Origin of the sequence: Pseudomonas sp. YeP6b, assembly GCF_025642995.1 — a bacterium.
Classification (GTDB): domain Bacteria; phylum Pseudomonadota; class Gammaproteobacteria; order Pseudomonadales; family Pseudomonadaceae; genus Aquipseudomonas.
The window spans coordinates 2,214,120-2,240,202 of sequence record NZ_CP080090.1; the positions used below are offsets into that span (position 1 = coordinate 2,214,120).

Below are 26,083 nucleotides of genomic sequence, written 5' to 3' on the forward strand. Positions count from 1 at the left end.
TCGGTCGTTTCAGCCTTCGCGCAGCACCGTCAACGGGCTGGCATTCAACGCGCGGCGCGTACCAAATACCCCAGCACCCCCGATCAGCACGGCACCGATCACCGGTAGCAGTAACAGCCACGGGTGAGGGTGCCAGGCCAGGTCAAACGCATAGCGGTACAACACCCATGTGACCAGCTCCGTGCCCAGTGCCGCGAGCAGGCCGCTGACCGCGCCCAGCAAGCCAAACTCGATGCGCCGTGCCTTGACCAGCAACTTGCGCTCTGCACCCAGGGCACGCAACAGCGCCCCTTGGCGAATGCGCTCATCCAGGGTGGCCTGTAAGCCCGAAAACAGCACCGCCATGCCTGCCGCCAGCACGAACAACAGCACGTATTCCACCGCCAGGGTTACTTGGGCGAGGATGCTGCGTAGCTGCTCCAGCAAGGCTTCGACCTGCAGGATGGTGACGGCTGGAAACGCCCGGGACAGGTCGACGATCTGCTGGTCATGCCCTGGCGCCAGGTAGAAGCTGGTCAGGTAGGTCGCGGGCAGGTCTTTCAAGGTGCCCGGTTGGAAGATCATGAAGAAGTTGGGTTGGAAGTTATCCCAGTTGATAGTACGCAAGCTGGTGACGCGCGCTTCGCGATTTTCCCCGCCGATGGTGAACACCAGATGATCGTCGAGCTTGAGCTTCAGGCTTTGCGCGACCTTGGCTTCCACTGACACCCCGGGGATTTCATCACTCGGTTGCTGCGTCCACCAGGAACCTGCGGTCAGCACGTTGCCCGGCGGCAAATCCGCCGCCCAGGTCAGGCTCAAGTCGCGCTGTACGGCGCGGTCGCCGCTGGAGTCTTTGCTGACGATCTGCTGCACCGGCTCGCCATTGATGCTGATCAACCGGCCCGGCACCACCGGGTACAGCGGCGCCGCTTGGGCCTGCACGTCCAGCAGGCGGGCACCAAAGGCATCCTTGTCGGCCGGCAGGATGTTCAGGGCGAAATAATTGGGTGCATCCTTGGGCAGTTGGTTTTGCCAAGTGTCCAGTAGCTCACCACGTAGCAGGGCGATCAAACCCATGGACAACAGGATCAAGCCAAACGCCAGTGACTGCCCAGCCGCCGCCAACGGGTGGCGCAGTAATTGGCCCAGGCCCAGGCGCCAGGGCAGGGAGGCGCGCGCCAACATGCGCCGCAGGCTTTGCAGCAGCAACAGCAGCAAGCCGCCGAGGATCAACGCAGCGACTACACCGCCGCCCAGCAAGGCGAAAGTCAGCACCAGGTCGAGGCTCAGGCGCCACATGATCAGGCCAAGTGCGAACAGCGCAGCGCCATACACCATCCAGGTGCTGGAAGGGATAGGCAGCAGGTCACGTCGCAATACCCGCAGCGGTGGCACACGGCCAAGCGCTGCCAAGGGCGGCAGGGCGAAGCCCGCGAGGGCTACCAACCCGGTGCCGATGCCTGCAACCGCCGGCAGCAGCCCACCAGCAGGCACGTCCGCGGGCAGCAGATCGTGCAGGAAATAGAACAGGCCAAACTGCGCCACCCAGCCCAGCAGGGCACCGGCCAGGCTCGCTGCCAGGCCCAGCACGCTCAGTTGCAGGCTGAACAGCAGCATTGCTTCGCGTCGTGACAAACCGAGGCAGCGCAGCAGCGCACTGGCGTCGAACCGGCGGCTGGCAAAGCGGTTGGCCGATAACGCCACGGCCACGCCAGCCAGCAGCACTGCCACCAGGCTGGCCATGTTCAGGTAGCGCTCGGCCTTGCCCAGGGCGCCGCCGATCTGCTGGTTGCCGTCGCGCGAATCCTGCAAGCGTTGATTGGCGGCGAGGCCTGGCTTGACCAGGTCACGATAGGTTTGCAGCGCCGTACTGCCTTGGGGCGCGCGCCACAGTTCGCGGTAACTCACACGGCTGCCGGGTTGCACCACGCCGGTAGCGTCCAGGTCTGCCAAGTTGATCATCACCCGTGGCGTGAGACTGTAGAAGTTGCCGGCGCGATCGGGCTCGTAAGTCAGTAGGCGGGTCAGGCGCAGGGGCTTCATGCCCACATCGATACTGTCGCCGACTTTCAGGTCCAGCGCCGTCAGTAGCCGTGCTTCCACCCAGGCTTCACCGGGCTTGGGGCCGCCGCCTGGGGTTTCAGCACCAAAGGGCTCGGTCGCACTTTTCAACTCGCCACGCAGCGGGTACTGCTCGTTGACCGCCTTGATGCTGGAGAGCTGAATGCCGTTATCCGTGGCGATAACGCTGGAGAACTCGACGATGCGTGCGTGATCCAGGCCTAACTCAATGCCGGATTTGATTTGCTCGGGGCGGGCCGGCGAGCTGCCTTCGAGCACCAGGTCGGCCCCGAGGAACTCGGTGGCACGCAACAGCATGGCGCCATTGAGGCGCGCGCCGAAGTAGCCGATGGCAGTACTGGCGGCCACGGCCACCACCAAGGCGAAGAACAGCACGCGCAGTTCGCCGGCGCGGGCATCGCGCAGCAATTGACGCATGGCAAGGCTGAACAGGCGCAACAGCGGCAAACGTGCCATCAAGGCTCCAGGGGCGCGACCATCAGGCCGGCTTCAAGGCGGATCAGGCGTCGGCAACGGTGGGCCAGGCGCTCGTCATGGGTGACCAGCACCAGGGTCGTGCCGCTCTCTTTATTGAGTTCGAACAGCAGGTCGCTGATGCGCTCGCCGGTGTGGCTGTCGAGGTTGCCAGTGGGTTCATCGGCAAACAGCACGTCCGGCTCGGCGGCGAAGGCTCGGGCGATGGCGACCCGTTGCTGCTCGCCACCGGACAATTGTCGGGGCGAATGGGTCAGCCGTTGGCCCAGGCCGACGCGCTCCAGCAGGTGCTTGGCGCGCGCGCGGGCGTCTTTACGGCCGTCCAGCTCCAGCGGCAGCATGACGTTTTCCAGGGCGTTGAGGCTGTCGAGCAACTGGAAGGATTGGAAGACGAACCCCACGTGCTCGGCGCGGATGCGCGCGCGCTGGTCTTCGTCGAGGGTGCTCAAGGCTTGCCCGGCGAGCGTGACTTCACCGCTGCTGGGCAGGTCGAGGCCCGCCAGCAGGCCGAGGAGGGTGGATTTGCCGGAACCGGAGCTGCCGACGATAGCCAGGCTATCGCCCTTGTTCAGTTCCAGGCTCAGTTCGTGCAGGATAGTCAGTTCACCTTCCGCGCTGGGAACCACTTTGCTAAGGTTCCGCGCGGTGAGAATGCTTGCGCCCATGGAGAATCCGATGCGAATGTGGTTTTTGAGTGCTGGCCTGGCCTTGATGTGCATGGCCCAGAACGCAGCGGCGGGTACAGTCCTGATCGTTGGCGATAGTATCAGTGCCGGTTTCGGCCTGGATACCAGCAAAGGGTGGGTGGCGCTGCTGGAGCAACGGCTCAAGCAGGAAGGGTTTGACGATAAAGTGGTCAACGCTTCCATCAGTGGCGATACCAGCGCTGGAGGCCTCGCGCGGCTGCCGGCGGCGCTTGCAGAGCATAAGCCGGACCTGGTGATCCTTGAGCTGGGTGGCAACGATGGCCTGCGCGGGCAGCCGCCAGCGCAATTGAAACAAAATCTTGCGTCGATGATCGATCAGTCCAAGGCGGGTGGCGCCAAGGTGCTGTTGTTGGGCATGCAATTGCCGCCCAATTACGGGCCGAAATACACCACGGCGTTTGCCGAGGTGTATGGCGCCCTGGCCAAGGAAAAAAGCATCCCACTGGTGCCGTTTTTCCTTGAGGGCGTAGGCGGCCATCCCGAACTGATGCAGGCCGATCAGTTGCATCCGGCGGTCGGCGCCCAGGGCAAGTTGCTGGAAAATGTCTGGCCGACGCTAAAACCACTGCTATGACGCTTTTCTACCGGCAGGCTTTCGGCTAAGGTGGCGCCCCCCCGATCTGGAGCCCCCGATGTCGCGCCCTGCCTGGTCCCTGTTCAACTACCAACTGATCGAGCCTGACGAGCAGTTGGATCTGTTCGCCTGCCAGGAAGTCCGGGTGCATCTGGTCGCGCGTCAACTGGAGTTGGGCGGCTCGATCGACCGTACGCTGTGCGGCACTTTATTGCCGGCACAACCTCGCTGGTCGTCGGTGGATCGCTCGATCTTCCAGGACCAGCGGCTGTGCCCGCTGTGCCGGGCTATTCTTGAATCGCAAAAGCGCGGCACGCCGCTGATCTGGCCGGAACTGCGCTTCGAATAATGGAAGCAGCTGCAGGCTTCTGGCTATAAGCTGTAAGCTAGTGACTGAAAGCTTGCAACTTGCAGCTCGCTTTTAACCTACCCGTCGTTCTGCGAAGGATTTACCGGATGTTTTCGCGCCTCTCCGTCGTTACTTGCTGCCTGTCTCTCGCTGCCCTGTGTGCAGCCGGTTCGGCTTCAGCCTTGCAGTTGCCCCTGCCGCCGCCGGGTGAAGACATCGTCGGTCAGGTCCAGGTGATCAAGGCCAAGTATGAAGATACCTTTGCAGACCTGGGCACTACCTATGACCTGGGCTATTCGGAAATGGTCGCGGCCAACCCGGGTGTTGATGCCTGGCTGCCCGGTGCAGGCACCGAGATTGTGCTGCCCACGCGGTTTATCCTGCCGCCTGGCCCTCGCGAAGGCATCGTGATCAACCTGGCGGAATACCGGCTCTACTACTATCCCAAGGGTCAGAACGTGGTGTACACGTTCCCGTTGGGCATTGGCCGAGAAGGCTGGGGTTCGCCGATTGCCCACACCAGCATTATCGCGAAGACGCCAAACCCCACCTGGACGCCGCCTGCGTCAATCAAGGCCGAGCACGCCGCCAATGGTGACCCGCTGCCTAACGTGGTGCCGGCCGGGCCGGACAACCCGCTGGGGCCGTTCAAGTTCACCTTGGGCACGCCGGGCTACTTGATCCACGGTTCCAACATGAAATTTGGTATCGGTACGCGTACAAGCCACGGCTGCTTCCGCATGTTTAACAACAATGTGCTGGAAATGGCCGGCATGGTGCCGGTCGGTACGTCGGTGCGCATCATCAACGATGCCTACAAGTTCGGCAGCAGTGGCGGCAAGGTCTACCTCGAAGCGCATACGCCGCTGAACGATGATGGCACGCCTTCTGTGGTCGACAAGCACACCGCGGTCATCAATGCCTTGCTCAAGCGCGAAGACCTGGCCAACAGCCTGCGGGTCAACTGGGATCAGGTGCGTGACGTGGTGGCGGCCGAAGATGGTCTGCCCACGGAGATTGGTGTGCCCGGTGCCAACACGCCAGTGGTGTCCAGCACGCCGGTCGACCTGCAGCAGTAAGCCTGCAGGGTCTATAACCCGTCCCGGACTTGCGCCGGGGCGGGTTTTTTATTGCCTGCGATTCGACGGCGCTGCGTTCAACCTGCAGGCCGTGTCATCGTTCACGACTTTCGCGGGCAAGCCCGCTCCTACAGGGGAAAGGGCAAAATCCAGGCAATAAAAAAGCCGACCCAAGAATGGGTCGGCTTGATAACAACCCCGAGGGATTATTACTTGCGGCTTGCTTTTTCAAGCATGCGCAGAGCGCGCTCGTTAGCTTCGTCAGCAGTCTGTTGTGCTTTTTGAGCAGCAGCCAGAGCTTCATCAGCTTTACGGTAGGCTTCGTCTGCACGAGCCTGGGAGCGAGCTGCTGCGTCTTCAGTTGCAGTCAGACGAGCTTCGGTTTCTTTGGAGACGCTGCTGCAACCGGTAGCCAGAACTGCGGCCAGAGCCAGAGCAGAGAATTTCAGAACGTTGTTCATCGTGTTCCCCTTCAAGGACTTTCTATTAAATGGCTACTTTCTCAGAGTGAGCTGATAGCCGGCGTACATACTACTCATTACTTGTAGTAAGTAAACTGACGTAGCGCAAGAAGCAAAAAAAATTCTTGTGCCGATTCTATTTTGGCTAATCTTTTGGCGGTTTGTATAAAAACCATCCAGATTTTTTCATTCTGACGGGAGCTGGGTCCAAGCTGAAAGGTCCGGCCCGCATGTGTCAGTGCGGCTAAACAGGTAAAGATTTATATATCCACGTTGACACTTATTTTCAGTTGGCCTTTACCGCCCCCGGCATCTTTTGCGCATGTAGAGGTGACTTTAAGAGCGCCAGTTCGTCTCAAGCTTCAACTGCCGGCAATGTTCAGGCTATCGATCTCTGATTGATCGGAGCCCTTTCTGTAACCGCCAGCGGTAGGGGATGACGAGTGCGCCTTGAGCAATTTCAGGATTGGTGCCTACTATTCCCTACGTGCTGGTTGTGAGCGCTTAGGTTTTCTCGTTGTCGAAACCGGCACGGGGTGGCGTAGATGTTCCTTCGCCGGAAAAACATCGGTAAGGTAGGGGTCGAAATCCAAGACCCGCGAGGAGTAGTGATGAGCGAGGCGTTGTCCATCCACCATGACCAGGCTGGTCATCAGTTCGAGACCAATGTGGACGGTCATCGTGCCTATCTGACCTATATGGACCTCGGGAAGCAAACCCTGGATATCTATCGCACCTTCGTGCCCAACGCTCTGCGGGGCCGTGGTATTGCGGCGGCATTAACCGAGGAAGCGTTGAAGTTCGCCGAAGAGGCTGGCTACACGGTCATCCCGTCCTGCTCCTATGTCGAACGCTACATGGAGCGCCATCAGCGCCATGCCGCGAAGCTCTGAATATTGAGTAAGGCGGGACGCGGAGCGTCCCAGGCTGCATACCCACGCAGAGCGGGGGAGCGATCAACCGCAGTATGAAAAACGCCGGGCTAAGCCCGGCGTTTTTGTGTGCGCTCGATTCAAATGCAGGAGCAGTGATTCAAGTGCGTTTGCGTTTGGGCAATACGTCCTTGAGCTTGGCGTGCATGCTGCGCAGGGTGGTCTCGGTGGCGCACCAGTCGATGCAGGCATCGGTGATCGACACGCCGTACTGCAAGTCGGCCAGGTCTTTTGGAATCGCCTGGCAGCCCCAGTTCAGATGGCTCTCGACCATCAAGCCGATAATCGACTGGTTGCCTTCGAGGATCTGGTTGGCGACGTTTTCCATCACCAGCGGCTGCAGGGCCGGGTCCTTGTTGGAGTTGGCGTGGCTGCAGTCGACCATGATGTTCGGCTTGATCTTGGCCTTGCTCAATGCCTGCTCGCAGAGCGCAACGCTGACCGAATCATAGTTGGGCTTGCCGTTGCCGCCGCGCAATACCACGTGGCCATAGGCGTTGCCTTTGGTGGTGACGATGGACACGCCACCTTCCTGGTTGATACCCAGGAAACGGTGCGGGCTGGACACTGATTGCAGCGCGTTGATCGCAACCGTCAGGCCGCCGTCGGTGCCGTTCTTGAAGCCCACGGCCGAGGACAGGCCGGACGCCATTTCGCGGTGGGTCTGGGATTCGGTGGTGCGCGCGCCGATGGCCGACCAGCTGATCAGGTCCTGCAGGTACTGCGGCGAGATCGGGTCGAGTGCTTCGGTGGCGGTGGGCAAGCCCATTTCGGCCAGGTCCAGCAGCAACTGACGACCGATGTGCAAGCCGTCCTGGATCTTGAACGAGTCGTCCAGGTACGGGTCGTTGATCAAACCTTTCCAGCCGACGGTGGTACGCGGCTTCTCGAAATAGACGCGCATCACCAGGTACAAGGTGTCGGACACTTCAGCCGCCAGCACTTTGAGGCGCTCAGCGTATTCGTGGGCGGCCTTGAGGTCGTGGATCGAGCAAGGCCCGATCACTACAAAGAGGCGGTGGTCAGTGCCGTCGAGAATGTCACGGATGACTTCGCGGCCCTTGGTCACGGTCTGCAGGGCAGCGTCACTCAGGGGGATTTCGCGCTTGAGCTGATCGGGTGTGATCAGCGTCTCGTTGGATTCGACGTTTAGGTCATTGATCGGTAAATCAGCCATCGTGTTACTCGTCAGGGTCACGGGTGCCGGCCGCCAGCCATCCCCGTGCGGCGGAGCACAGCATGATTTGAATGCAGGGGCAGGGGGAGGAACCTTAGCGCGTAACACGGGCCCGCGACAATGGGCAAAGCCGGGTTTAATCCAGCGCTGGCGCCACAACCGCCGCATGGGAGAACTCACCCGCATGGCGCGAGACCCACTCGCGGGCCATGGCTTCGAGTTCTGCAGGCGACGGCTCGGCGTGTTCGTGCAGGCGGCAGTAGCGTTCGATCTGGCACACTTGTTCACCCATTCGCGCACCGAACAAGGCGTGCTCATCGGTAAAAGAGATACCGACGCGATAGCCCTTTTCGACCTTGCGGCACCAGGCTACATAGCCCGGATAACGGGCGCTGGGGCCCAGGGAAGGGATACGCAGATCAACCGCCGTACCCTGGCGCCAGGCACGCGGGCAATTGCAGGCGACGCCGCCCAGGCCGATAGTGTGCAGGCGTTGGCGGGCAATGGCAGGAGCGGGACGTTGGATTAACTCGACAGCGACATCATCAGGGTGAGGTAAAAAACGACCCATGTACACGGACTCCGAGCACCGTCCAATTGACGGCAGCAGCAGTATAGTGAAGGAACTGGAATTGACCGACCTGGATATTGACCAGCAGTTGCTGGGATTGCCAGGTATTTCTCTTGTAGTGTTTACCAGTGTCGGCTGTTCCAGTTGCCGCTGGGCACGTCAGCAGTTGCCGGGTTGGCGCTTGCCGCTGGACCGCGTGTGCTGGGTCGATGCCGGGCACAACGGCGGTGCGGTCGAGCGCTACCAGATCTTTCATTTGCCCGCATTGTTCCTCGTGTGCGAGGGTCAATTTCTTGGGCAATTACAGACACGTCTTACCCATACCGACCTTACCGAAGCGATTAATCAAGCCCTTACCCGTACTCCAGAGGAACTGCCATGACAGCACAGTCGCCCCGCATCGGCATTATTGGCACCGGCGCCATCGGTGGTTTTTACGGCGTGATGCTGGCGCGTGCCGGGTTCGATGTGCACTTTCTGTTGCGCAGCGAATACGCGGCAGTCAGCGAGCACGGCCTGCACCTCAACAGCACGCTGCATGGCAAGTTGCACCTGCACCCGGTGCAAGCCTATGCCCGCGCTGCGGACATGCCAGCGTGCGATTGGCTGCTGGTAGGCACCAAATCCACCGGCAATGTGGACCTCGCGCCCACCATCGCCCAGGTTGCCGCGCCGGATGCCAAGGTGGTGCTGCTGCAAAACGGCCTCGATGTCGAAGACAGCCTGCGCGAACACCTGCCGCCGTCGCTGCACCTGCTGGGCGGCCTGTGCTATATCGGCGTGCACCGCTCCGGGCCGGGCGTCGTCGAGCACCAGGCCTTGGGCCGGGTGAATCTGGGCTATCACAGTGGCACGGCGGCCAACGATGAGACGCGTCAGAAGGCGATTGTCGAAGAGGGCGCCGCGCTGTTTCACAAGGCTGGTATCGAGTCCCAAGCCATGGCCAATGTGCACCAGGCGCGCTGGCACAAGTTGGTGTGGAATGTGCCGTACAACGGCCTCTCCGTGCTGCTGGGCACCGGCACCACCGCGATGATGGCCGATGAATCCAGCCGCGAGCTGATCCAGGCATTAATGGCCGAAGTGGTCAAAGGTGCGCGTGCCTGCGGGCATGAAATACCCGCCAGTTACGCCGAGCAGATGTTCGCCATGACCGAAACCATGGACGACTACCTGCCCAGCATGTACCACGACCATGTGCACAAACGCCCCTTGGAACTGGCGGCGATCTACGCCCGGCCATTGGCCGCTGCGAAAGCGGCGGGGTGCGAATTGCCACGTATGCAGGCGCTGTATCAGGCCTTGAGTTTTATTGATCGGCACAACCGTTGATTCGGGGGAAACACCATGGCAAAGGGATTGGGCGACAAGCTGGTACTGGCGATTTCGTCGCGGGCACTGTTCGACTTGAGCGAGAGCCACAAGATATACCTGGCCGAAGGTGTGGAGACTTACCGCCAATACCAGATCGAACATGAGGAGGAAATTCTCGAGCCCGGCGATGCCTTCCCGCTGGTCAAGAAACTCCTGAGCCTCAACGCCAGCCTGGGCCGCGCCCGGGTCGAGGTGGTGCTGGTGTCGCGCAACAGTGCCGACACCGGCTTGCGCGTGTTCAACTCGATCCAGCATTACGGCCTGGACATTTCCCGCGCCGCGTTTGTCGGCGGGCGCAGCCCTTATCCTTATCTGGCCGCCTTTGGTTGCCACCTGTTTTTGTCGACCCATGCCGAAGATGTGCGCAGTGCGTTGGATGCCGGGTTTGCGGCGGCGACCATTCTCTCGGGCGGCCCGCGTCGGGCCTCGAGTGAAGAACTGCGGATTGCCTTCGACGGCGACGCAGTGCTGTTTTCCGATGAGTCTGAGCGTGTCTATCAGGCGGGCGGCCTGGCGGCGTTCCAGGCCAGCGAGCGCGAGTCGGCGCGCGAGCCTTTGCACGGTGGTCCGTTCAAGGGGTTCCTGGCGGCCCTCAACCTGTTGCAGCGTGAGTTTGCCGACGAGGCGTGCCCGATCCGCACCGCGCTGGTCACCGCGCGCTCGGCACCGTCCCATGAGCGGGTGATTCGCACGTTGCGCGAATGGGACATCCGCCTCGACGAATCGCTGTTCCTCGGCGGCCTGGAGAAGGCCGCGTTTCTGGAGGCGTTCGCCGCCGATGTGTTTTTCGATGACCAGGCCGGTCATTGCGAGAAAGCCAGGGAAGTGGTGGCCACCGGGCATGTGCCCCATGGCATCAGTAATGAGTTGAAAATCCACACTGAGAGCTAAGCCGAACTCCCGTAGGCGCTGCTAAGCTCATTCAATCCCCGCCATCCTGGCCCTCCAGGAGGTTCTATGATTCGTTCGATGCTGTACGCCACGGATCTTGGTCTGTATGCGCCCTATGTCATGCAACATGCGCTGGCACTGGCCCGAACGTTCAAGGCGGATTTGTATGTGATTCATGTGGTCGAGCCGATTGGGCTGTTCGCCGAATCGGTGTTGCAGAGCTACCTTGATGAGAAGGCCTTGAGTGAATGGCAGAGCCAGGGGCTGACCACGGTGATGGCGACGATCGAGCAGCGGGTGCTGGACAGTTTTCGCGAGGAGTTGGGGGAAGGGGAGCAAGACCTGGAATTGATTCGCTCGGTGCGGGTGATCCAGGGGGACCCGAGCGAAGTGATTCTCGACCAACTGCGCAAACTTTCCGTCGACCTGTTGATCGTAGGTAGTCATAGCCACGCAACCGCAGCGGCCACACCGCTTGGACGCACCGCTGCACGGGTGTTGCAGCTGTCTACGGTGCCGGTTTACCTGGTGCCGTCGTTACAGCGTCGACGCAGTGATGACATCTGAGCGGTAAAAACGATAAAAAAGTTCTAGATTTATCCGTCTAACCTTTAATATAGTTATATACCGTCGCTGATACCCGTGGCGTCTATCTGCTTTGAGGGATACATATGAAGCTTCAACAACTGCGCTACATCTGGGAAGTGGCGCACCACGACCTCAACGTTTCCGCTACCGCTCAAAGCCTTTACACCTCGCAACCCGGTATCAGCAAGCAGATTCGCCTGCTCGAAGACGAGCTGGGCGTCGAAGTGTTCGCACGCAGCGGCAAGCACCTGACCCGCGTCACCCCGGCTGGCGAGCGCATCATCACCACCGCCGGCGAGATCCTGCGTAAAGTCGAAAGCATCAAGCAGATCGCCCAGGAATTCTCCAACGAGAAGAAAGGCACCCTGTCGATCGCCACCACCCACACCCAAGCGCGTTATGCGCTGCCGCCGGTGATCCGCGATTTCATCAAGCAGTACCCGGACGTCGCCCTGCACATGCACCAGGGTTCGCCGATGCAGATCGCCGAGATGGCCGCTGACGGCACCGTCGATTTCGCCATCGCCACCGAAGCCCTCGAGCTGTTCGGCGACCTGGTGATGATGCCGTGCTACCGCTGGAACCGTTGCGTCGTGGTGCCACAAGGTCACCCGTTGGCCAAGCTGCCGAAACTGACCCTGGAAGCCCTGGCGGAATACCCGATCGTGACTTACGTGTTTGGGTTTACCGGCCGTTCCAAGCTCGACGAAGCCTTCAGCCATCGCGGCCTCACACCGAAAGTGGTGTTCACCGCTGCCGACGCCGACGTGATCAAGACTTACGTTCGCCTGGGCCTGGGCGTGGGCATCGTCGCCAAGATGGCGGTCGACACCACCCTCGACAAGGACCTGGTCGTGCTCGACGCCAGTGAACTGTTCGAGTCCAGCGTGACCAAGATCGGCTTCCGCCGTGGCACGTTCCTGCGTGGCTTCATGTGCGACTTCATCGAGAAGTTCGCGCCGCACCTGACCCGCGAAGTCATGGCCAAGGCGATCCAGTGCCACAACAAGCAGGAACTGGAAGAGTTATTCGACGGCGTAGAACTGCCGGTTCACTGAGTGGTTTATCTGGCCTCGGTAACCGTAAAGTGTTGCCGAGCGCCCGCCACCAGAATCTCCACCTCATCCCCTTCGAACTTGCCCAACAGGCTTTTGCCCAGGGGCGAGCGCGGGGTGATGACGGTCACCGGTTGCCCAACCACATCGACCTTCAAGCCTGCCGCGTCCGGCGCCAGAAACAGCCATTGCTGGCGACCGTTTTCGTCTGCCAGGCCCAGCAGCGCGCCGACTTCTATCCCGCGTTGCTCATCGTAAGCCCGTAGCTGCAGGTTCTGGCACAGCGCCAGCGACTGCTTGATTTCCTCGACCCGTTTGGCTTGCCCGGCCGCCAAGTAGGACGCCTCCAGCCCGAGCGTGTCGTACTTGTTTTCGGCGATGTTTTCTTCGCGGGTCGCGGTCTCGTAGGCGGTCTGCGCGGCACGTTGAGCGATGTCGAGATCGACAGTGAGTTTTTCCAGGATCAGCTGGAGGACAGCGTGCTTATTCATGGGCATCAATCGCAGAATTGCAGGACATTCGCCTTGCTCTTTTCATTGGGCGCGTTCTGGTCCTGTTGCAGCCAGAACTGGCATTTGGGGTTGGCCAGGTTGCGCGCGTTGTTGCGCGCCTGGTCCAGGGTTTGCTGCTGTTCCTGCTTACGCAGGTTTTCCTGGTACTGCTCGAACATGCGGTTCGGCGGCTCAGGCGCCACAACGGTGGCGGGCTTGCCCAATTGCTGAACGGCCTGAGCCACCGGCGCCAGGCTTTGCGGAAACACATAGCGCGACGCCAGCCAGGTGGTCAGCACAATGGCGATAAACCCCAGCCAAAGGCCGAACGCCACTGCAATACTGAGCTTGAACAGCGACAACGAACGATCAGACATGATGGCCTCCTGGCGGCATTTACGGCGTGGTGGCGATTGTCGCACAGCCACTGTGCAGAATAATCGCGATCAAGCCTTCTGCATCGGCGCATTTATGCGGACAATCGAGCCTTTGAGCGTTGGAGCCCGGAATGAAAGCCCGCTGGGATATTTTTTGCAGCGTCGTCGACAACTACGGCGACATTGGCGTGACCTGGCGCCTGGCCCGGCAACTGGTGGTGGAGCACGCGTGTGAAGTGCGCTTGTGGGTCGATGACCTGCGGGCCTTCGAGCGCATGTGCCCCGAGGTTGATGTGCAGCGCGACCAGCAGTGGCAGGAGGGCGTGGAAGTGCGTCACTGGCCGGCGCAGTGGCGCGATACACCCTCTGCTGACGTGGTTATCGCCGCGTTTGCCTGCCAATTGCCGCCCGAATACATGGAAGCCATGGCCGCGTGCGAACGCACGCCGTTGTGGATGAACCTGGATTATCTGAGCGCCGAAGACTGGGTAGTGGGTTGCCATCGCCTGCCGTCGGTGAAGTTCAAGGGCGTGCAGAAGTACTTCTTCTTTCCTGGCTTTCGCCCGGGTACAGGTGGGCTTTTACGCGAACGCGGGTTGTTGGCGCAGCGTCAGGCCTTTCAGCAGGATCGCGCTGCGCAGCAACAATTCCTGCAAGCGCTGGGCGTGTTTCCGGCGGCGGGTGCGCGTTTGATGTCGTTGTTCGCCTACGAAAATGCCGGGCTCGCCAGTTGGCTGGACGTGCTGGCGACGGACGGGCGTGCCACTCATCTGTTGGTGCCGGAAGGGCGCATCCTTGGCGATGTGCAGCGCTGGCTCGGTGTAGAAGGGCTGGCGGCGGGAGCGGTGCATCAGCGCGACGCCTTGACCGTGCAGGTGCTGCCGTTCGTGCGCCAGGAGCAATATGACCGCCTGCTGTGGTGCTGCGACTTCAACGCCGTGCGCGGCGAAGACTCGTTCGTGCGCGCCCAATGGGCCGGGCGGCCGTTGCTGTGGCACATCTATCGCCAGGACGAAGACATCCACCTGGATAAGCTCGATGCCTTCCTGCAGCTGTACACGGCGGCCTTGTCGCCCGCCGCCAAGGCCGCCGTGGTTGCTCTTTGGCAAGCCTGGAACGTTGGTGGCGATATGGCACAACCGTGGAAAATGCTGCTGGAGCACTGGCCGCAGGTGTGTCAGAACGCCCAGACGTGGTGTCTGGAACAAGGCTTGCAGGCCGATCTTGCGACGGCGCTGGTACAGTTTTATGAAAGTTGGATATGATACGCCACCTTGATTTTTGTAAATCCCATCCAAATTTCGGATATATGCAATGAAAACTGGTAAAGAACTGAAACCCGGTACAGTGATCCGTCTCGAAAACGACCCTTGGCTGGTTCAGAAAGCTGAGTTCACCAAGTCTGGTCGTAACAGCGCAATCATGAAGACCAAGCTGAAGAACCTGCTGACCGGTTACAAGACCGAGATCGTCTACAGCGCCGATGACAAACTGGACGACGTGATCCTCGACCGCAAAGAAGCGACCCTGTCCTTCATCAGCGGCGACACCTACACGTTCATGGACACCACCGACTACACCATGTACGAGCTGAACGCTGAAGATATCGAAGCCGTTCTGCCGTTCGTTGAAGAAGGTATGGAAGACGTCTGCGAAGCGATCTTCTTCGAAGACCGCCTGGTTTCCGTAGAGCTGCCGACCACTATCGTGCGTAAGGTTGCCTACACCGAAGGTTCCGCTCGCGGCGACACTTCGGGCAAGGTCATGAAGCCTGCCAAGCTGGCTAACGGTACCGAGCTGCAAGTGGCTGACTTCATCGAAATCGACGACCTGATCGAGATCGACACCCGCGAAGGTGGTTCGTACAAAGGTCGCGCCAAGAAGTAATTCTGGCCCCGCCGATACGAAAAAAAGCCCGACCTAGCGTCGGGCTTTTTTATGGGCGTCTGTTAATCAGACGGTCACGTGCAGGCGTACATCGACGTTGCCACGGGTGGCGTTGGAGTACGGGCAGACTTGGTGAGCGGCGTCGACCAGGCTTTGCGCGTCGTCCTGGGCCAGGCCCGGCAGGCTCACGTGCAGGTCGATATCCAGGCCGAAACCACCGGGGATTTGACCGATGCCGACGTGGGCAGTGATCGAAGCGTCATCCGGGATTTTGCGTTGGGTCTGGCTGGCGACAAACTTCAGCGCGCCGATAAAGCAGGCCGAGTAGCCGGCAGCGAACAGTTGTTCAGGGTTGGTGGCCTGGCCGCCGGCACCGCCGAGTTCTTTGGGGGTGGAGAGTTTGACATCGAGGATATTGTCGCTGGAAACAGCACGACCATCACGGCCGCCGGTGGCGGTGGCTACTGCGGTGTAGAGAGTTTGCATGGTGTCGTCCTCTTGATTTTAGCGCTAAATAGTTGCGCGCTAAGTAGTTGGTGGGGCGAATGTATAGCGCTAATGTTTAGTGCGCAAGGTAAATGCACAAAAATATTCTGCGATGAGTCATCTCCTGACACACCACACCAACAAATGTGGGCGCTGGCTTGCCTGCGATTACGGTGTGTCAGCCGATGTATTCATGACTGATGTACCGCGATCGCAGGCAAGCCAGCTCCCACATTGGGTATTTGGCGTTGGGTCTACGGTGTCAGACGCTAGCCTGCAGATTTCTACGCAAGGCAATCAAATCGCTTTGCAACGTACGCAACTGCTCCAACTGCAGCCCGCTGGCGCCGAGGATGCACTGCGGAACCCCCATGGCTTTTTCCTGCAAGGCACGGCCTGCCTCGGTCAATTCCACCACCACCACGCGTTCATCTTCGCGGCTGCGGGTGCGGCTGAGCAGGCCTTCGGCTTCCAGGCGCTTGAGCAGCGGCGTCAGCGAACCCGGATCGGTCAGCAGGCGGCTGCTGATTTCGCCGACGGTCAAGCCATCCTCTTCCCACAGCACCATCATGGCCAGGTACTGCGGGTAGGTCAGGCCGAGGGCTTGCAGCAGCGGCTTGTAGACCTTGGTCATCAGCAGCGACGTGGAGTGCAGGGCGAAACACAACTGGTTGTCCAGCATCAGGTTTTCGCAGGGGGCGGGATTTTTGCTCATGGCGGTGCCTCGAAAAAGCGTGTCTGGGCTGGAATCTAGCGTTCAAATGTTTAATGCGCCAGATAATTCTGTCCGCAGGGTCAGACCAATCCGCTTTGCAACGCCAGGTCCCACGGCGGTATGGGGCTGAAGCGCGCCTTCAGGTATTCCAGCAAGAGGCGGCTGCGGGCGTTGGCTTGTTGTTCCAGGCGCAGCGCGTAGATACCGCTGGTTTCCGGGCTGGGCAGGCCGTTTTCGCAAAACAGCGGCAGCAGTTCGCCGCGCACCAAGTATTCACTGGCCAGCCAGGTGGGTAAATGCGCGATGCCCAGCCCGGCCAGGGCGCCGGAGAGCAAGGCTTCGGCGTTATTGGCACTCATGCGGATGCGCTGCGGGCGATAGGTGGCACGGCGCCCATCCAATTCGAAGCGCCAGGCGAACATCGGCGCCAGGCCGTCCCAGTCGAGGCCATCGTGTTCGCTCAGTTCTCGCGGATGCGTCGGCGTGCCACGGCTTTTCAGGTAGGCCGGGCTGGCGCAGGCGATGCGCACGATGCTGGCCAAGTGTGTGGCGATCAGCCGGGTGTCGACGATATGCCCGGCGCGCAGCACCAGGTCGACCTTGCCCAGGTGCGCGCCCTGCATGTCGACGAAGCTATCGATCAAATGCAGGTGCACATCCAGCCCCGGGTACACCTTCAGAAAGTCGGCAATCACCGGCGCCAAGTGCCGTCGACCAAACGCCGCCGGCGCGTCCACCCGAATCAAACCTTCTGGCGCATGGCTCAAAGACACCGCCTCGGCCCGGGCCAACTGCAACTCGCTGACAATCCGCCGCGCCCGCTCGGCAAAGGCCAGGCCTGCCGGTGTCGGCACCACCGCATGGGTGCTGCGCTGGAACAAGCGGCTGCCCACCGAGCTTTCCAGGCTGTCGATACGCCGTGCCACCGCCGACGGTGTCAGCGGGTGGCGGCGGGCGGCCGCGGAAAAACTGCCGGTTTCCAACACATCGAGAAACAGGCTCAGTTGGTCGGTCAGGGTGTTCGGGTTCATGGGCGCTTGCTTATGCGAAATTGGCACAGCCATTGTGCGTTGCTGTGCGTTTCCACGCCAGAGCCGACTGCGTAGCATGCATGGCTTGGGCTTTTGGAGTGATGCGCAGTGTTGGATTTAGCGATGTACCTGATATTGGGCGCGGCCCTGGGCACGGTCGGTGGCCTGTTTGGCATTGGTGGCGGGCTGATCGCGATTCCGGTGCTCGGGGTGTTGTTCGGCCTGGACCAGCAGCTCGCGCAAGGCACTGCGCTGGTGATGGTGGTGCCCAATGTGATGCTGGCCCTGTGGCGTTACCACCAGCGCAACCGCATCGAACTGCGCCACGCGTTGCCGCTGGGGGTCATGGGTTTCAGTTTTGCCTGGCTTGGTTCGATCTGGGCGGTCGGCCTGGATGCCGGCGCCATGCGCATTGGTTTTATCGCGTTCTTGCTGACGCTCTCGGCGTACAACTTGGTGCGTATGTTCACCCGCAATGCGCCGCCGACTGCGCAGATGCGCTATTCCTGGCCATGGCTTGGCGTGCTGGGTGCTGCGTCCGGCTCCATGGGCGGTTTGTTTGGCGTGGGCGGCGCGGTGGTTGCCACGCCGGTGTTGACGAGCCTGTTCGGCACCTCCCAAGTGGTCGCCCAAGGCTTGTCGCTGGCGTTGGCGCTGCCCAGCACCAGCGTGACCCTCGTGACCTATGCCTGGCACCACGAGGTGGACTGGATGATCGGCGTGCCTCTTGCGGTCGGTGGGCTGCTGAGTATCAGTTGGGGCGTGAAAGTCGCTCATGCGCTGCCGGAACGGGTATTACGCGGCCTGTTCTGTGGCTTTCTGGTCGTGTGTGCGTTGATGCTGACCTTTAAAGTTTGAAGCCTTCGAGGATGTACTCCGCCAGGCAATCGGTGATGGGGGAGTTCATGGACGGGTTACGCAGCAGCCGCAGGCTCATCGACGGCAACGCTGGAAAGCCCTCGTCGCTGCCGAGTATTCGCAGCTCTTCAGTGACCAGGCTTTCCATGCTGATCATGACTGCGAGGCCAGCGTTGACTACCGCCTGAATCGCCGCCACGTTGGAGCTGTGATAAGCCATGCGATAATCGCGCCCGGCCGCGTCCAGAGCCGTTCGCGCCCAATTCGTGTACAGGCAGTCAGCGCCGGAAATCGCCAGAGGCAAGGCCTCATGCTCGTCCACGCAGAAACACGACGAGGCGACCCACACCATACGATCAGTGCGCAACAGCTCGCCGATTTCACTGCCGGGTTCACGGCTGATAACCGTCAATGCCAAGTCCCGCCGCTGCATCAGCACCGTGGAAGACTCGCAATGCATCTCGATCTGGATCAGCGGGTACGCCTTGGAAAACCGTTTGAGGATGCCCGGCAGATAACGCATCACGTAATCGTCCGGCGTACCGATGCGCACCAACCCGACCATGTGCGGTTCGCGCAGCGTGTTGAACACTTCGCTGTGCAGCTTCAGGATGCGCCGCGCATAACCCAGTAGCACCTGGCCTTCGGGCGTCAGCCGCACCTGGCGGCCATCGCGCTCGAACAGCTTGCGCTGCAACACGTCTTCTTCCAGGCGTTTCATCTGCATGCTCACCGCCGATTGCGTGCGGTTGACCAGCTCGCCGGCGCGGGTAAAACCGCCTTGGTCGGCGATGGCGACGAAGGTGCGCAGTACTTCGGTGTCGATGCTGGGGTAGCCGGACAATTGATCAATCTCCGAGATGTATTGCATAAGAAACATTCGTTGGATTGATCATAAGGCCAGGCACACACTCTCGTCATCCCCACTGGAGGGCGAGAAGATGAAAGGTCAGAAAGGTTATGTGTTGATGGCGAAACGTCCGTTTTCCGGGCTGTTTCAGCGGGTGGCCCGTTGGCAGGCGCTGCATCATGAGCGTCAGACATTGGCGAGCTTGAGTGATGACGCGCTCAAGGACATCGGGCTCAATCGCGGCGATGTCGAGCAGGACCGTCACCTGCATTTCTGGCAAGACCCGCTGCGAAAGTAACCCAGGATGCAGTAGGGTAGTCGGCGAGCCCACACGGAGAAACCTATGCCCGCCGACCTGTCTTTTTCACTCAAGCAAGCTCGACGCATAGCACTGGCGGCCCAGGGTTTTTCCGGGCGCCAGGCGCCGGCACTGGTCAAGGCCGCGCACCTTAATCGTTTGATTGAGCGGTTGGGCGTGCTGCAGATCGATTCGGTCAATGCCGTGGTGCGCTCGCATTACCTGCCGCTGTTTTCTCGCCTGGGCAATTATTCCCCTTTGATGCTTGAGCAAGCCGCCTGGAGCCAGGGGCGACGGCGCTCGTTATTTGAATACTGGGGCCATGAGGCCTCCTTGCTGCCCATGGCGCTGTACCCGTTGATGCGCTGGCGCATGGAGCGGGCCAAGCTGGGGCAGGGGATCTATTCGCAGATGGCGCGTTTTGGGCGCGAGCAGCAGGCCACCATTCAGCGCGTGCTGCAGACCGTCGAGCAGCAGGGCGCGCTGGGTGCGGGCAGTTTATCGACCCGTGAGGAGCGCGCCGGCCCATGGTGGGATTGGAGTGATGAAAAGCACGCGCTGGAATGGCTGTTCGCTGCGGGGCTGGTCACGGTCGCGGGGCGGCGCGGGTTTGAGCGGCTGTATGATTTGCCCGAGCGGGTGATTCCCGCTGACATTCTTCAGCAAGCGCCCCTGAGCGAAGCCTGCGCCCAGCGCGGCTTGCTGTTGCACAGCGCAACCGCGTTGGGCGTGGGTACTGAAAAAGACCTGCGCGATTACTTTCGCCTGGACCCCGCCGACAGCCGCAGCCGCCTGGCGGAACTGGTCGAGGATGGGCAGTTGCTGGCGTGCCAGGTGCAAGGCTGGAAACAACCGGCGTACTGCCTGCCCGAGCCGAAAGTGCCGCGAAAGGTTCCGGCCAGTGCCTTACTGTCGCCCTTCGATTCGTTGATCTGGGAGCGCAGCCGTACTGAGCGGTTGTTCGCGTTCCGTTACCGGCTGGAGATCTACACCCCGCAAGCCAAGCGGGTGTACGGCTACTACGTGCTGCCGTTTTTGCACAACGAGCGAATCGCTGCACGGGTGGACCTGCGTGCCGAACGCGCCAACGGGCGCCTGGCGGTGCACGCGGTGCACGAAGAAGAGCCGGGGCTGGATGAGGAAGGCATGCAGGCGTTGGCCCTGAACCTGCGGCAGATGGCTGATTGGCTGGGGCTGGAACAGGTGCAGCTCAATTGCCAGCGGCCCAGTGCTGCTCGGTTAAGAGTGGCAATGCTACAAACATGAGTTGTAGCGGTTTTTTGTGGCGAGCGGGCTTGTCGTGGCAAGCCCACTCGCCACGGGAACCTCACTCGCCACAAAATCTCAGCGTTTAACCTGTTTCAAGGTCTCGGCAATCAGAAACGCCAGTTCCAGCGACTGATCGGCATTCATCCGTGGGTCGCAGTGGGTGTGGTAGCGGTCCGACAAGCCGTCTTCGGTGATCGGCCGCGCGCCGCCGATGCATTCGGTGACGTTCTGCCCGGTCATCTCGATATGAATCCCGCCGGCATAGCTGCCCTCGGCCTGGTGCACCTGGAAGAACTCCTTCACCTCGCCAAGGATCTGCGCAAAGTCGCGGGTCTTGTAGCCGCTGCTGGCCTTGATGGTGTTGCCATGCATCGGGTCGCTGCTCCACAGCACCTGCTTGCCCTCACGCTGCACGGCGCGGATCAGGTTGGGCAGGTGGTCGCCCACCTTGCCGGCGCCCATGCGTGCGATCAGGTTGAGGCGGCCGGGGTCGTTGTCCGGGTTGAGGATGTCGATCAAGCGGATCAGGTCGTCGGGGTTCATGCTTGGGCCGACCTTGACGCCGATCGGGTTGTTCACCCCGCGCAGGAATTCAACGTGGGCACCGTCCAGCTGACGGGTGCGGTCGCCGATCCAGAGCATGTGCGCGGAGCAGTCGTAGTAATCGTTGGTCAGGCTGTCGCGGCGCACGAAGGCTTGCTCGTAGTTGAGCAGCAGTGCTTCGTGGGCGGTGAAAAAGCTGGTTTCGCGCAGTTGCGGCGAGCTGTCCATGCCGCAGGCGCGCATGAACGCCAGGGTTTCATCGATGCGGTTGGCCAGTTGGCTGTATTTCTCGGCCAGTGCGGAGTTGGCGATGAAGTCCAGGTTCCACTTGTGCACTTGGTGCAGGTCGGCGAAACCGCCTTGGGCAAACGCGCGCAGCAAATTGAGCGTGGCCGTGGACTGGTGATAGGACTGCAGCAGGCGGTCCGGGTCCGGCACGCGGCTTTTCTCGTCGAAACCAATGCCGTTGACGATGTCGCCACGGTAGGCGGGCAGGGTGATGCCGTCGATGGTTTCATCATTGGCCGAGCGCGGCTTGGCAAACTGGCCGGCCATGCGCCCGACTTTCACCACCGGGCAGCCGGCGGCGAAGGTCATCACGATCGCCATCTGCAACAGCACTTTGAAGGTGTCGCGGATTTTCGCGGCGGAGAACTCGGCAAAGCTCTCGGCACAGTCACCGCCTTGCAGCAGGAACGCGCGGCCCTGGGTCACTTCGGCAAATTGACGGCGCAACTCGCGGGCTTCCCCAGCAAACACCAGCGGCGGGTAGCTGGCCAGGTTCTGCTCCACTTGCAGCAAGTGTGCAGCGTCCGGGTACTGGGGTTGTTGCTGGATCGGCAGGGCGCGCCAGCTGTCGGGGCTCCAGGGTTGGCTCATCATGAACTCGATTGGTTGATTGACGGTCGGGCGCCAATGTTATCAGCAATTAGTGCGTGACCTGTTGCCGCTGGTTGGCCGACAATCGCGCCTTTGCCGTACGGTAAACCCTTTAGGAGTAGTGATGACCGAGGAGCGTGTCGAGCGCCTGCTGGCTGAAGTCCATGATGATTTCGGCATGATCCGTGTGCTCGAAGTGGCGGATTACCGCTTTCTCGAGTTTGGCGACGCCATCGAGCAAAGCTGCGTATTTACCGCCGACCCGAGCTGGCTGGAATACGACTACACCCGCGCCATGTTGGTTGGCGCGTTGTGCCATGAGCAACCGGAGAGCGCGCTGTTCCTTGGCCTGGGCGCCGGAACGTTGACCCAGGCGTGCCTCAAGTTCTTGCCGCTGGAAGACGTCGAAGCCATTGAACTGCGCCCGGATGTGCCGCGCCTGGCCATTGAATACCTGGGGCTGGATGACGACCCCCGCTTGTACATCCGCATTGGCGACGCGCTGCAATTGCTCGACAGCGCTGAATCGGCCGACCTGATTTTCGTCGACCTGTATACGGATGTCGGCCCCGGCGTCGGCCATCTGGCCTGGACCTTCCTGGAAAACTGCCAGAAGAAACTCAACCCCGGCGGTTGGCTGGTGATCAACCAGTGGGCCACCGACGATGGCAAACCGCTGGGGGCGGCGCTGCTGCGTGGGTTGTATCACCGCCATTACTGGGAGCTGCCGGTGAAGGAGGGCAATGTGATTTTGTTGGTGCCTTCGGAGTTGGATCAGGAGTTGGACCTGGGGGCGCTAACGGCGCGCGCAGAAGCCTTGGCGCCGCAGTTGGGGTACTCGTTGCAGGCGTTGATCAAGGCTATTCGGCCGGCCACTTAGTTGCCTGTACTGACGCCATCGCGGGCAAGCCTGCTCCCACATTTTGAATGCATTTCAACAGGTGAACACCCTTCAAATGTGGGAGCCGGGCTTGCCCGCGATGGCGTCAGCAGCCTGTTCAGATACCTTTGAACACCCCCGGCCGCTTCTCAACCATCGCCCGCACGCCCTCTTTGGCATCTTCACTGTTGAGCAGCTTCTCCACCACCGCTTGCAACCCTGGCGCCGCGACGGCTTCGCCTTCCATGCGCGCCAGGCGTGCCGACATCAGCGTCGCCTGCACACCCAGCGGCGCCTGGCGGGCAATACGGCTGGCCAGTTCAATGGCGCGGGGCAGCAAGTCTTCGCTGGCCATCACTTCCTGCACCAGGCCCAGACGCAGCGCCTCGTGTGCATCAAATTCATCGCCGGTGAGCAACCAGCGCATCGCATTGCCCCAGCCGGCCACCTGATGGAAGCGCAACGTCGCGCCGCCGAATGGGAAGATCCCACGCTGCACCTCCATCTGCGCAAAGCGCGTGTTGCTCGCGCAGAGGTTGATGTCCGCCGCCAGCATCAACTCGATGCCGATGGTCAGGCAGTAACCTTGGGCGGCGACGATCACCGGTTTGCTGACCCTGGGCCCGGCGAACACGCCCCACGGATCGCAGCCGCCCAGCGGCGGTTGCCAGCCTCCCGACATCACGGCGCTGACATTGGCCAGGTCCAACCCTGCGGTAAAGTGATCGCCGTGGGCAAACACCACGGCCACCCGCGCCTCATCGTTTCGATCAAATTCACCATAAGCCAGGCTCAGCTCATTGAGCAGGTCCAGGTCAAAGGCATTGCGCTTGGCGACCCGGTCCAGGCCTAACAGCAAGACATGGCCCTGTAATTCACGGCTGACGCGACTGCTGCTGGCTTGATTCATCGGGTGCGCCCTCAGGGCTTGGGTTGAGTTTCAGACTAAAGGTCTTGTTCGACAGGTGAACCGTTTAAGCGTTATGACCAACAGGGCCGGGCCTTTGAAAAATAGCCCCTGGCGCAGCTATCCGCAAAGGCTTTGATGCAGCGCGGTTTATCGGTGCTTTTCTATAAAAAAAGCTCCCTTTTTCAGCTATTTCCGGTATAGTGCGCGCCGGCCTTTAACCGGGCCGCGTTTAGGTAGCGCAATTCCCCGAAGTCAGCTTCGGCTGCACGTCCGTACAGCGGACTCTCCCTTGACGAATCTTTTTCATTCATTCGTTTTCGCAAATCCCCGCCGACAAAGCAGCCAGGGCGACTCTTGAGTCTCAACACGGCATGCGCAGCTTTGGAGCATGGGTCTTTGCGGATGCACTTAGAGGCAGACCCATGACCCAGGAAACCGGCGGCTTCGCCGCTTTTAATCTTAACCCGAACATTCTTGCTGCCGTCATCGCGACTGGCTACGAAGAACCTTCGGCTATTCAGCAGCAATCGATCCCGATCATCATGGCCGGCCAAGACATGATTGGCCAGGCGCAAACCGGTACCGGTAAAACCGCCGCGTTCGCCCTGCCTATCCTGCACTGCATCGATCCTGCCAAGCGCGAGCCGCAAGCCCTGATCCTGGCGCCAACCCGTGAGTTGGCGCTGCAAGTAGCAACCGCTTTCGAAACCTACGCCAAGCAAATGCCAGGCGTAACCGTTGTGGCCGTTTACGGCGGCGCGCCTATGGGCCCACAACTGAAAGCAATCCGTAACGGCGCACAGATCGTTGTCGCCACTCCGGGCCGTCTGTGCGACCACCTGCGTCGCGACGAAAAAGTACTGTCGACCGTGAACCACCTGGTTCTGGACGAAGCTGACGAAATGTTGAAGCTGGGCTTCATGGACGACCTGGAAGTCATCTTCAAGGCGCTGCCAGCAACCCGTCAGACCGTACTGTTCTCGGCTACCCTGCCACAGTCGATCCGTGCCATTGCCGAACGCCATCTGCGCGATCCGCAACACGTGAAAATCCAGACCAAGACTCAGACCGTTACCGCGATCGAACAGGCTCACCTGTTGGTTCACGCTGACCAGAAGACCTCGGCTGTATTGAGCCTGTTGGAAGTCGAAGACTTCGACGCCCTGATCATGTTCGTGCGCACCAAGCAAGCGACCCTGGACCTGGCCAGTGCCCTGGAAGCCAAAGGCTACAAAGCCGCTGCGCTGAACGGTGACATCGCCCAGAACCAACGTGAGCGCGTGATCGACTCCCTCAAGGATGGCCGTCTGGACATCGTTGTAGCGACCGACGTTGCTGCTCGTGGCCTCGACGTTCCACGTATCACCCACGTGTTCAACGTTGACATGCCTTACGATCCAGAGTCCTACGTTCACCGTATCGGCCGTACCGGCCGTGCGGGTCGCGAAGGTCGCGCACTGCTGCTGGTGACTCCACGTGAGCGCCGCATGCTGCAAGTGATCGAGCGTGTAACCGGTCAAAAAGTTGCTGAAGTCCGCCTGCCGGATGCCCAGGCAGTTCTGGATGCGCGCATCAAGAAACTGACCAACAGCTTGTCGCCACTGGTGGCTGACGCTGAATCGACCCACGGCGAACTGCTGGACCGCCTGACTGCCGATATCGGTTGCACCCCACGTGCCCTGGCTGCAGCCTTGCTGCGCAAAGCTACCAACGGCCAAGCCTTGACCCTGGCAGCCATCGAGAAAGAACGCCCACTGGTACCGAACAACGCGCCACGCGGTGATCGTCCAGAGCGTACTGGCGACCGTCCAGACCGTGGTGATCGTGAGCGTCGTGCTCCGGTTCCATTGGCTGAAGGCCGTGCTCGCTGCCGTACCGCGCTGGGCGCGCGTGATGGTATCGCTGCCAAGAACCTGCTGGGCGCTATCCTCAATGAGGGTGGCCTGGCTCGTGAAGCCATCGGTCGCATCCAGGTCCGTGACAGCTTCTCCCTGGTGGAGCTGCCGGAAGACGGTCTGGAAAAACTGCTGGCCAAGCTGAAAGACACTCGCGTTGCCGGTAAGCAGCTGAAGCTGCGTCGCTACCGCGAAGATTGATTCGCCCTTGGGCTGATTGATCGCACATAAAAAATCCCCGACTGGTTCGGGGATTTTTTTTGCCTGACATTTGCCGCACTCAATCAAATGTGGGAGCTGGTTTGCCTGCGATAGCCATAGGTATCTACACATCTTTTTATGGGTTGAATTCTTTGGTTGTCGTGGGGTGCATATCCGTTATTTGGGTAACGGCTGCTATGGGTTCCGCCCTTACGGC

Annotated in this window: 29 protein-coding genes; 16 read left to right on the forward strand and 13 right to left on the reverse strand. The window is 60.7% G+C overall.

Annotation, left to right across the window (positions count from 1 at the left end; genetic code table 11):
• Positions 1-9: 9 nt before the first annotated feature.
• Entirely contained in the window at positions 10-2,520 is a 2,511-nt protein-coding gene (locus tag KZH41_RS09960) for an ABC transporter permease (RefSeq protein WP_263274761.1), read from the reverse strand.
• On the reverse strand, positions 2,520-3,203 hold the full coding sequence (locus KZH41_RS09965) for an ABC transporter ATP-binding protein (RefSeq protein ID WP_094952453.1): 684 nt from the start codon (positions 3,201-3,203) through the stop codon (positions 2,520-2,522). The genes KZH41_RS09960 and KZH41_RS09965 overlap by 1 nt, the downstream gene beginning before the upstream one ends.
• A 10-nt stretch (positions 3,204-3,213) precedes the next feature.
• Between KZH41_RS09965 and KZH41_RS09970 the strand changes: the two genes are divergently transcribed.
• The 3 genes from KZH41_RS09970 (at position 3,214) to KZH41_RS09980 (ending at position 5,247) form a co-directional block, all read left to right on the forward strand.
• A complete protein-coding gene (locus KZH41_RS09970) occupies positions 3,214-3,819 on the forward strand; it encodes an arylesterase (RefSeq protein WP_164487917.1) in 606 nt (201 codons plus the stop codon).
• Positions 3,820-3,877: 58 nt separating this feature from the next.
• The gene (locus tag KZH41_RS09975; RefSeq protein WP_058414681.1) at positions 3,878-4,168 is read left to right on the forward strand and encodes a hypothetical protein; all 291 of its coding nucleotides are present in this window, start codon (positions 3,878-3,880) and stop codon (positions 4,166-4,168) included.
• Positions 4,169-4,275: 107 nt separating this feature from the next.
• Positions 4,276-5,247: a L,D-transpeptidase family protein gene (locus tag KZH41_RS09980; RefSeq protein WP_094952451.1), complete on the forward strand. Its 972-nt coding sequence runs from the start codon at positions 4,276-4,278 to the stop codon at positions 5,245-5,247.
• A 209-nt stretch (positions 5,248-5,456) separates the two neighbouring features.
• Here the strand turns inward: KZH41_RS09980 and oprI are convergent, their stop codons facing one another.
• Positions 5,457-5,708, reverse strand: a complete 252-nt coding sequence (gene oprI, locus KZH41_RS09985; RefSeq protein WP_003172710.1) for an outer membrane lipoprotei OprI — start codon at positions 5,706-5,708, stop codon at positions 5,457-5,459.
• 611 nt (positions 5,709-6,319) lie between these two features.
• On the opposite strand from oprI, the gene KZH41_RS09990 reads away from it, so the two are divergent.
• The gene (locus KZH41_RS09990; protein WP_003189869.1) at positions 6,320-6,601 is read left to right on the forward strand and encodes a GNAT family N-acetyltransferase; all 282 of its coding nucleotides are present in this window, start codon (positions 6,320-6,322) and stop codon (positions 6,599-6,601) included.
• A 139-nt stretch (positions 6,602-6,740) separates the two neighbouring features.
• Here KZH41_RS09990 and KZH41_RS09995 read toward each other — a convergent pair whose 3' ends face one another.
• Positions 6,741-7,817, reverse strand: a complete 1,077-nt coding sequence (locus KZH41_RS09995) for a 3-deoxy-7-phosphoheptulonate synthase (RefSeq protein WP_263274762.1) — start codon at positions 7,815-7,817, stop codon at positions 6,741-6,743.
• Between the two features lie 136 nt (positions 7,818-7,953).
• Positions 7,954-8,388 carry a PilZ domain-containing protein gene (locus tag KZH41_RS10000; RefSeq protein ID WP_242155120.1) on the reverse strand — a complete coding sequence of 145 codons (435 nt, stop codon included), beginning with the start codon at positions 8,386-8,388 and terminating at the stop codon, positions 7,954-7,956.
• Between KZH41_RS10000 and KZH41_RS10005 the strand changes: the two genes are divergently transcribed.
• The 5 genes from KZH41_RS10005 (at position 8,387) to cysB (ending at position 12,299) form a co-directional block, all read left to right on the forward strand.
• Positions 8,387-8,770: a thioredoxin gene (locus KZH41_RS10005; RefSeq protein ID WP_263274763.1), complete on the forward strand. Its 384-nt coding sequence runs from the start codon at positions 8,387-8,389 to the stop codon at positions 8,768-8,770. The two genes, KZH41_RS10000 and KZH41_RS10005, sit on opposite strands and share 2 nt — an antisense overlap.
• The gene (locus KZH41_RS10010) at positions 8,767-9,720 is read left to right on the forward strand and encodes a putative 2-dehydropantoate 2-reductase (RefSeq protein WP_094952447.1); all 954 of its coding nucleotides are present in this window, start codon (positions 8,767-8,769) and stop codon (positions 9,718-9,720) included. Before KZH41_RS10005 ends, KZH41_RS10010 begins: the two co-directional genes overlap by 4 nt.
• A 15-nt stretch (positions 9,721-9,735) precedes the next feature.
• On the forward strand, positions 9,736-10,653 hold the full coding sequence (locus tag KZH41_RS10015) for a 5'-nucleotidase (RefSeq protein ID WP_094952446.1): 918 nt from the start codon (positions 9,736-9,738) through the stop codon (positions 10,651-10,653).
• A 66-nt stretch (positions 10,654-10,719) separates the two neighbouring features.
• Positions 10,720-11,220 carry a universal stress protein gene (locus KZH41_RS10020; RefSeq protein ID WP_263274764.1) on the forward strand — a complete coding sequence of 167 codons (501 nt, stop codon included), beginning with the start codon at positions 10,720-10,722 and terminating at the stop codon, positions 11,218-11,220.
• Between the two features lie 104 nt (positions 11,221-11,324).
• Entirely contained in the window at positions 11,325-12,299 is a 975-nt protein-coding gene (cysB, locus tag KZH41_RS10025; protein WP_094952444.1) for an HTH-type transcriptional regulator CysB, read from the forward strand.
• Positions 12,300-12,304: 5 nt separating this feature from the next.
• Here the strand turns inward: cysB and KZH41_RS10030 are convergent, their stop codons facing one another.
• A complete protein-coding gene (locus KZH41_RS10030; RefSeq protein ID WP_263274765.1) occupies positions 12,305-12,787 on the reverse strand; it encodes a GreA/GreB family elongation factor in 483 nt (160 codons plus the stop codon).
• Positions 12,788-12,792: 5 nt separating this feature from the next.
• Positions 12,793-13,164 (reverse strand): hypothetical protein, encoded by a 372-nt coding sequence (locus tag KZH41_RS10035; protein WP_094952443.1) that lies wholly within the window; start codon positions 13,162-13,164, stop codon positions 12,793-12,795.
• A gap of 131 nt (positions 13,165-13,295) precedes the next feature.
• Between KZH41_RS10035 and earP the strand changes: the two genes are divergently transcribed.
• On the forward strand, positions 13,296-14,429 hold the full coding sequence (gene earP, locus KZH41_RS10040; RefSeq protein ID WP_094952442.1) for an elongation factor P maturation arginine rhamnosyltransferase EarP: 1,134 nt from the start codon (positions 13,296-13,298) through the stop codon (positions 14,427-14,429).
• Between the two features lie 49 nt (positions 14,430-14,478).
• A complete protein-coding gene (locus tag KZH41_RS10045) occupies positions 14,479-15,051 on the forward strand; it encodes an elongation factor P (protein WP_003218698.1) in 573 nt (190 codons plus the stop codon).
• Positions 15,052-15,117: 66 nt separating this feature from the next.
• On the opposite strand, the gene KZH41_RS10050 is transcribed toward KZH41_RS10045, so the two are convergent.
• From KZH41_RS10050 to KZH41_RS10060, 3 genes are all read right to left on the reverse strand, one after another.
• Positions 15,118-15,537, reverse strand: coding sequence for an organic hydroperoxide resistance protein (locus KZH41_RS10050; RefSeq protein ID WP_094952441.1), 420 nt, complete (start codon positions 15,535-15,537; stop codon positions 15,118-15,120).
• 262 nt (positions 15,538-15,799) lie between these two features.
• The gene (locus KZH41_RS10055; RefSeq protein ID WP_094952440.1) at positions 15,800-16,252 is read right to left on the reverse strand and encodes a MarR family winged helix-turn-helix transcriptional regulator; all 453 of its coding nucleotides are present in this window, start codon (positions 16,250-16,252) and stop codon (positions 15,800-15,802) included.
• Positions 16,253-16,332: 80 nt separating this feature from the next.
• Positions 16,333-17,283 (reverse strand): LysR family transcriptional regulator, encoded by a 951-nt coding sequence (locus KZH41_RS10060; RefSeq protein ID WP_094952439.1) that lies wholly within the window; start codon positions 17,281-17,283, stop codon positions 16,333-16,335.
• Positions 17,284-17,391: 108 nt separating this feature from the next.
• Here KZH41_RS10060 and KZH41_RS10065 point away from each other — a divergent pair, with 108 nt between their 5' ends.
• Positions 17,392-18,141, forward strand: a complete 750-nt coding sequence (locus KZH41_RS10065) for a sulfite exporter TauE/SafE family protein (protein ID WP_242155136.1) — start codon at positions 17,392-17,394, stop codon at positions 18,139-18,141.
• On the opposite strand, the gene KZH41_RS10070 is transcribed toward KZH41_RS10065, so the two are convergent.
• Complete coding sequence (locus KZH41_RS10070; protein WP_094952437.1) at positions 18,131-19,012, reverse strand: LysR family transcriptional regulator; 882 nt, start codon at positions 19,010-19,012, stop codon at positions 18,131-18,133. The two genes, KZH41_RS10065 and KZH41_RS10070, sit on opposite strands and share 11 nt — an antisense overlap.
• 70 nt (positions 19,013-19,082) lie before the next feature.
• Here KZH41_RS10070 and KZH41_RS10075 point away from each other — a divergent pair, with 70 nt between their 5' ends.
• Positions 19,083-19,289, forward strand: coding sequence for a DUF1127 domain-containing protein (locus KZH41_RS10075; RefSeq protein ID WP_242155138.1), 207 nt, complete (start codon positions 19,083-19,085; stop codon positions 19,287-19,289).
• A gap of 45 nt (positions 19,290-19,334) precedes the next feature.
• Entirely contained in the window at positions 19,335-20,555 is a 1,221-nt protein-coding gene (locus KZH41_RS10080; RefSeq protein ID WP_094952435.1) for a winged helix-turn-helix domain-containing protein, read from the forward strand.
• Positions 20,556-20,633: 78 nt separating this feature from the next.
• Here KZH41_RS10080 and KZH41_RS10085 read toward each other — a convergent pair whose 3' ends face one another.
• On the reverse strand, positions 20,634-21,980 hold the full coding sequence (locus tag KZH41_RS10085) for a class II 3-deoxy-7-phosphoheptulonate synthase (protein ID WP_094952434.1): 1,347 nt from the start codon (positions 21,978-21,980) through the stop codon (positions 20,634-20,636).
• 124 nt (positions 21,981-22,104) lie between these two features.
• Here KZH41_RS10085 and KZH41_RS10090 point away from each other — a divergent pair, with 124 nt between their 5' ends.
• Positions 22,105-22,860 (forward strand): spermidine synthase, encoded by a 756-nt coding sequence (locus KZH41_RS10090; protein ID WP_094952433.1) that lies wholly within the window; start codon positions 22,105-22,107, stop codon positions 22,858-22,860.
• A gap of 118 nt (positions 22,861-22,978) precedes the next feature.
• Here the strand turns inward: KZH41_RS10090 and KZH41_RS10095 are convergent, their stop codons facing one another.
• Positions 22,979-23,770: a crotonase/enoyl-CoA hydratase family protein gene (locus KZH41_RS10095; protein WP_242155141.1), complete on the reverse strand. Its 792-nt coding sequence runs from the start codon at positions 23,768-23,770 to the stop codon at positions 22,979-22,981.
• Between the two features lie 422 nt (positions 23,771-24,192).
• On the opposite strand from KZH41_RS10095, the gene KZH41_RS10100 reads away from it, so the two are divergent.
• Positions 24,193-25,866, forward strand: a complete 1,674-nt coding sequence (locus KZH41_RS10100) for a DEAD/DEAH box helicase (RefSeq protein WP_094952431.1) — start codon at positions 24,193-24,195, stop codon at positions 25,864-25,866.
• Positions 25,867-26,083: the final 217 nt, after the last annotated feature.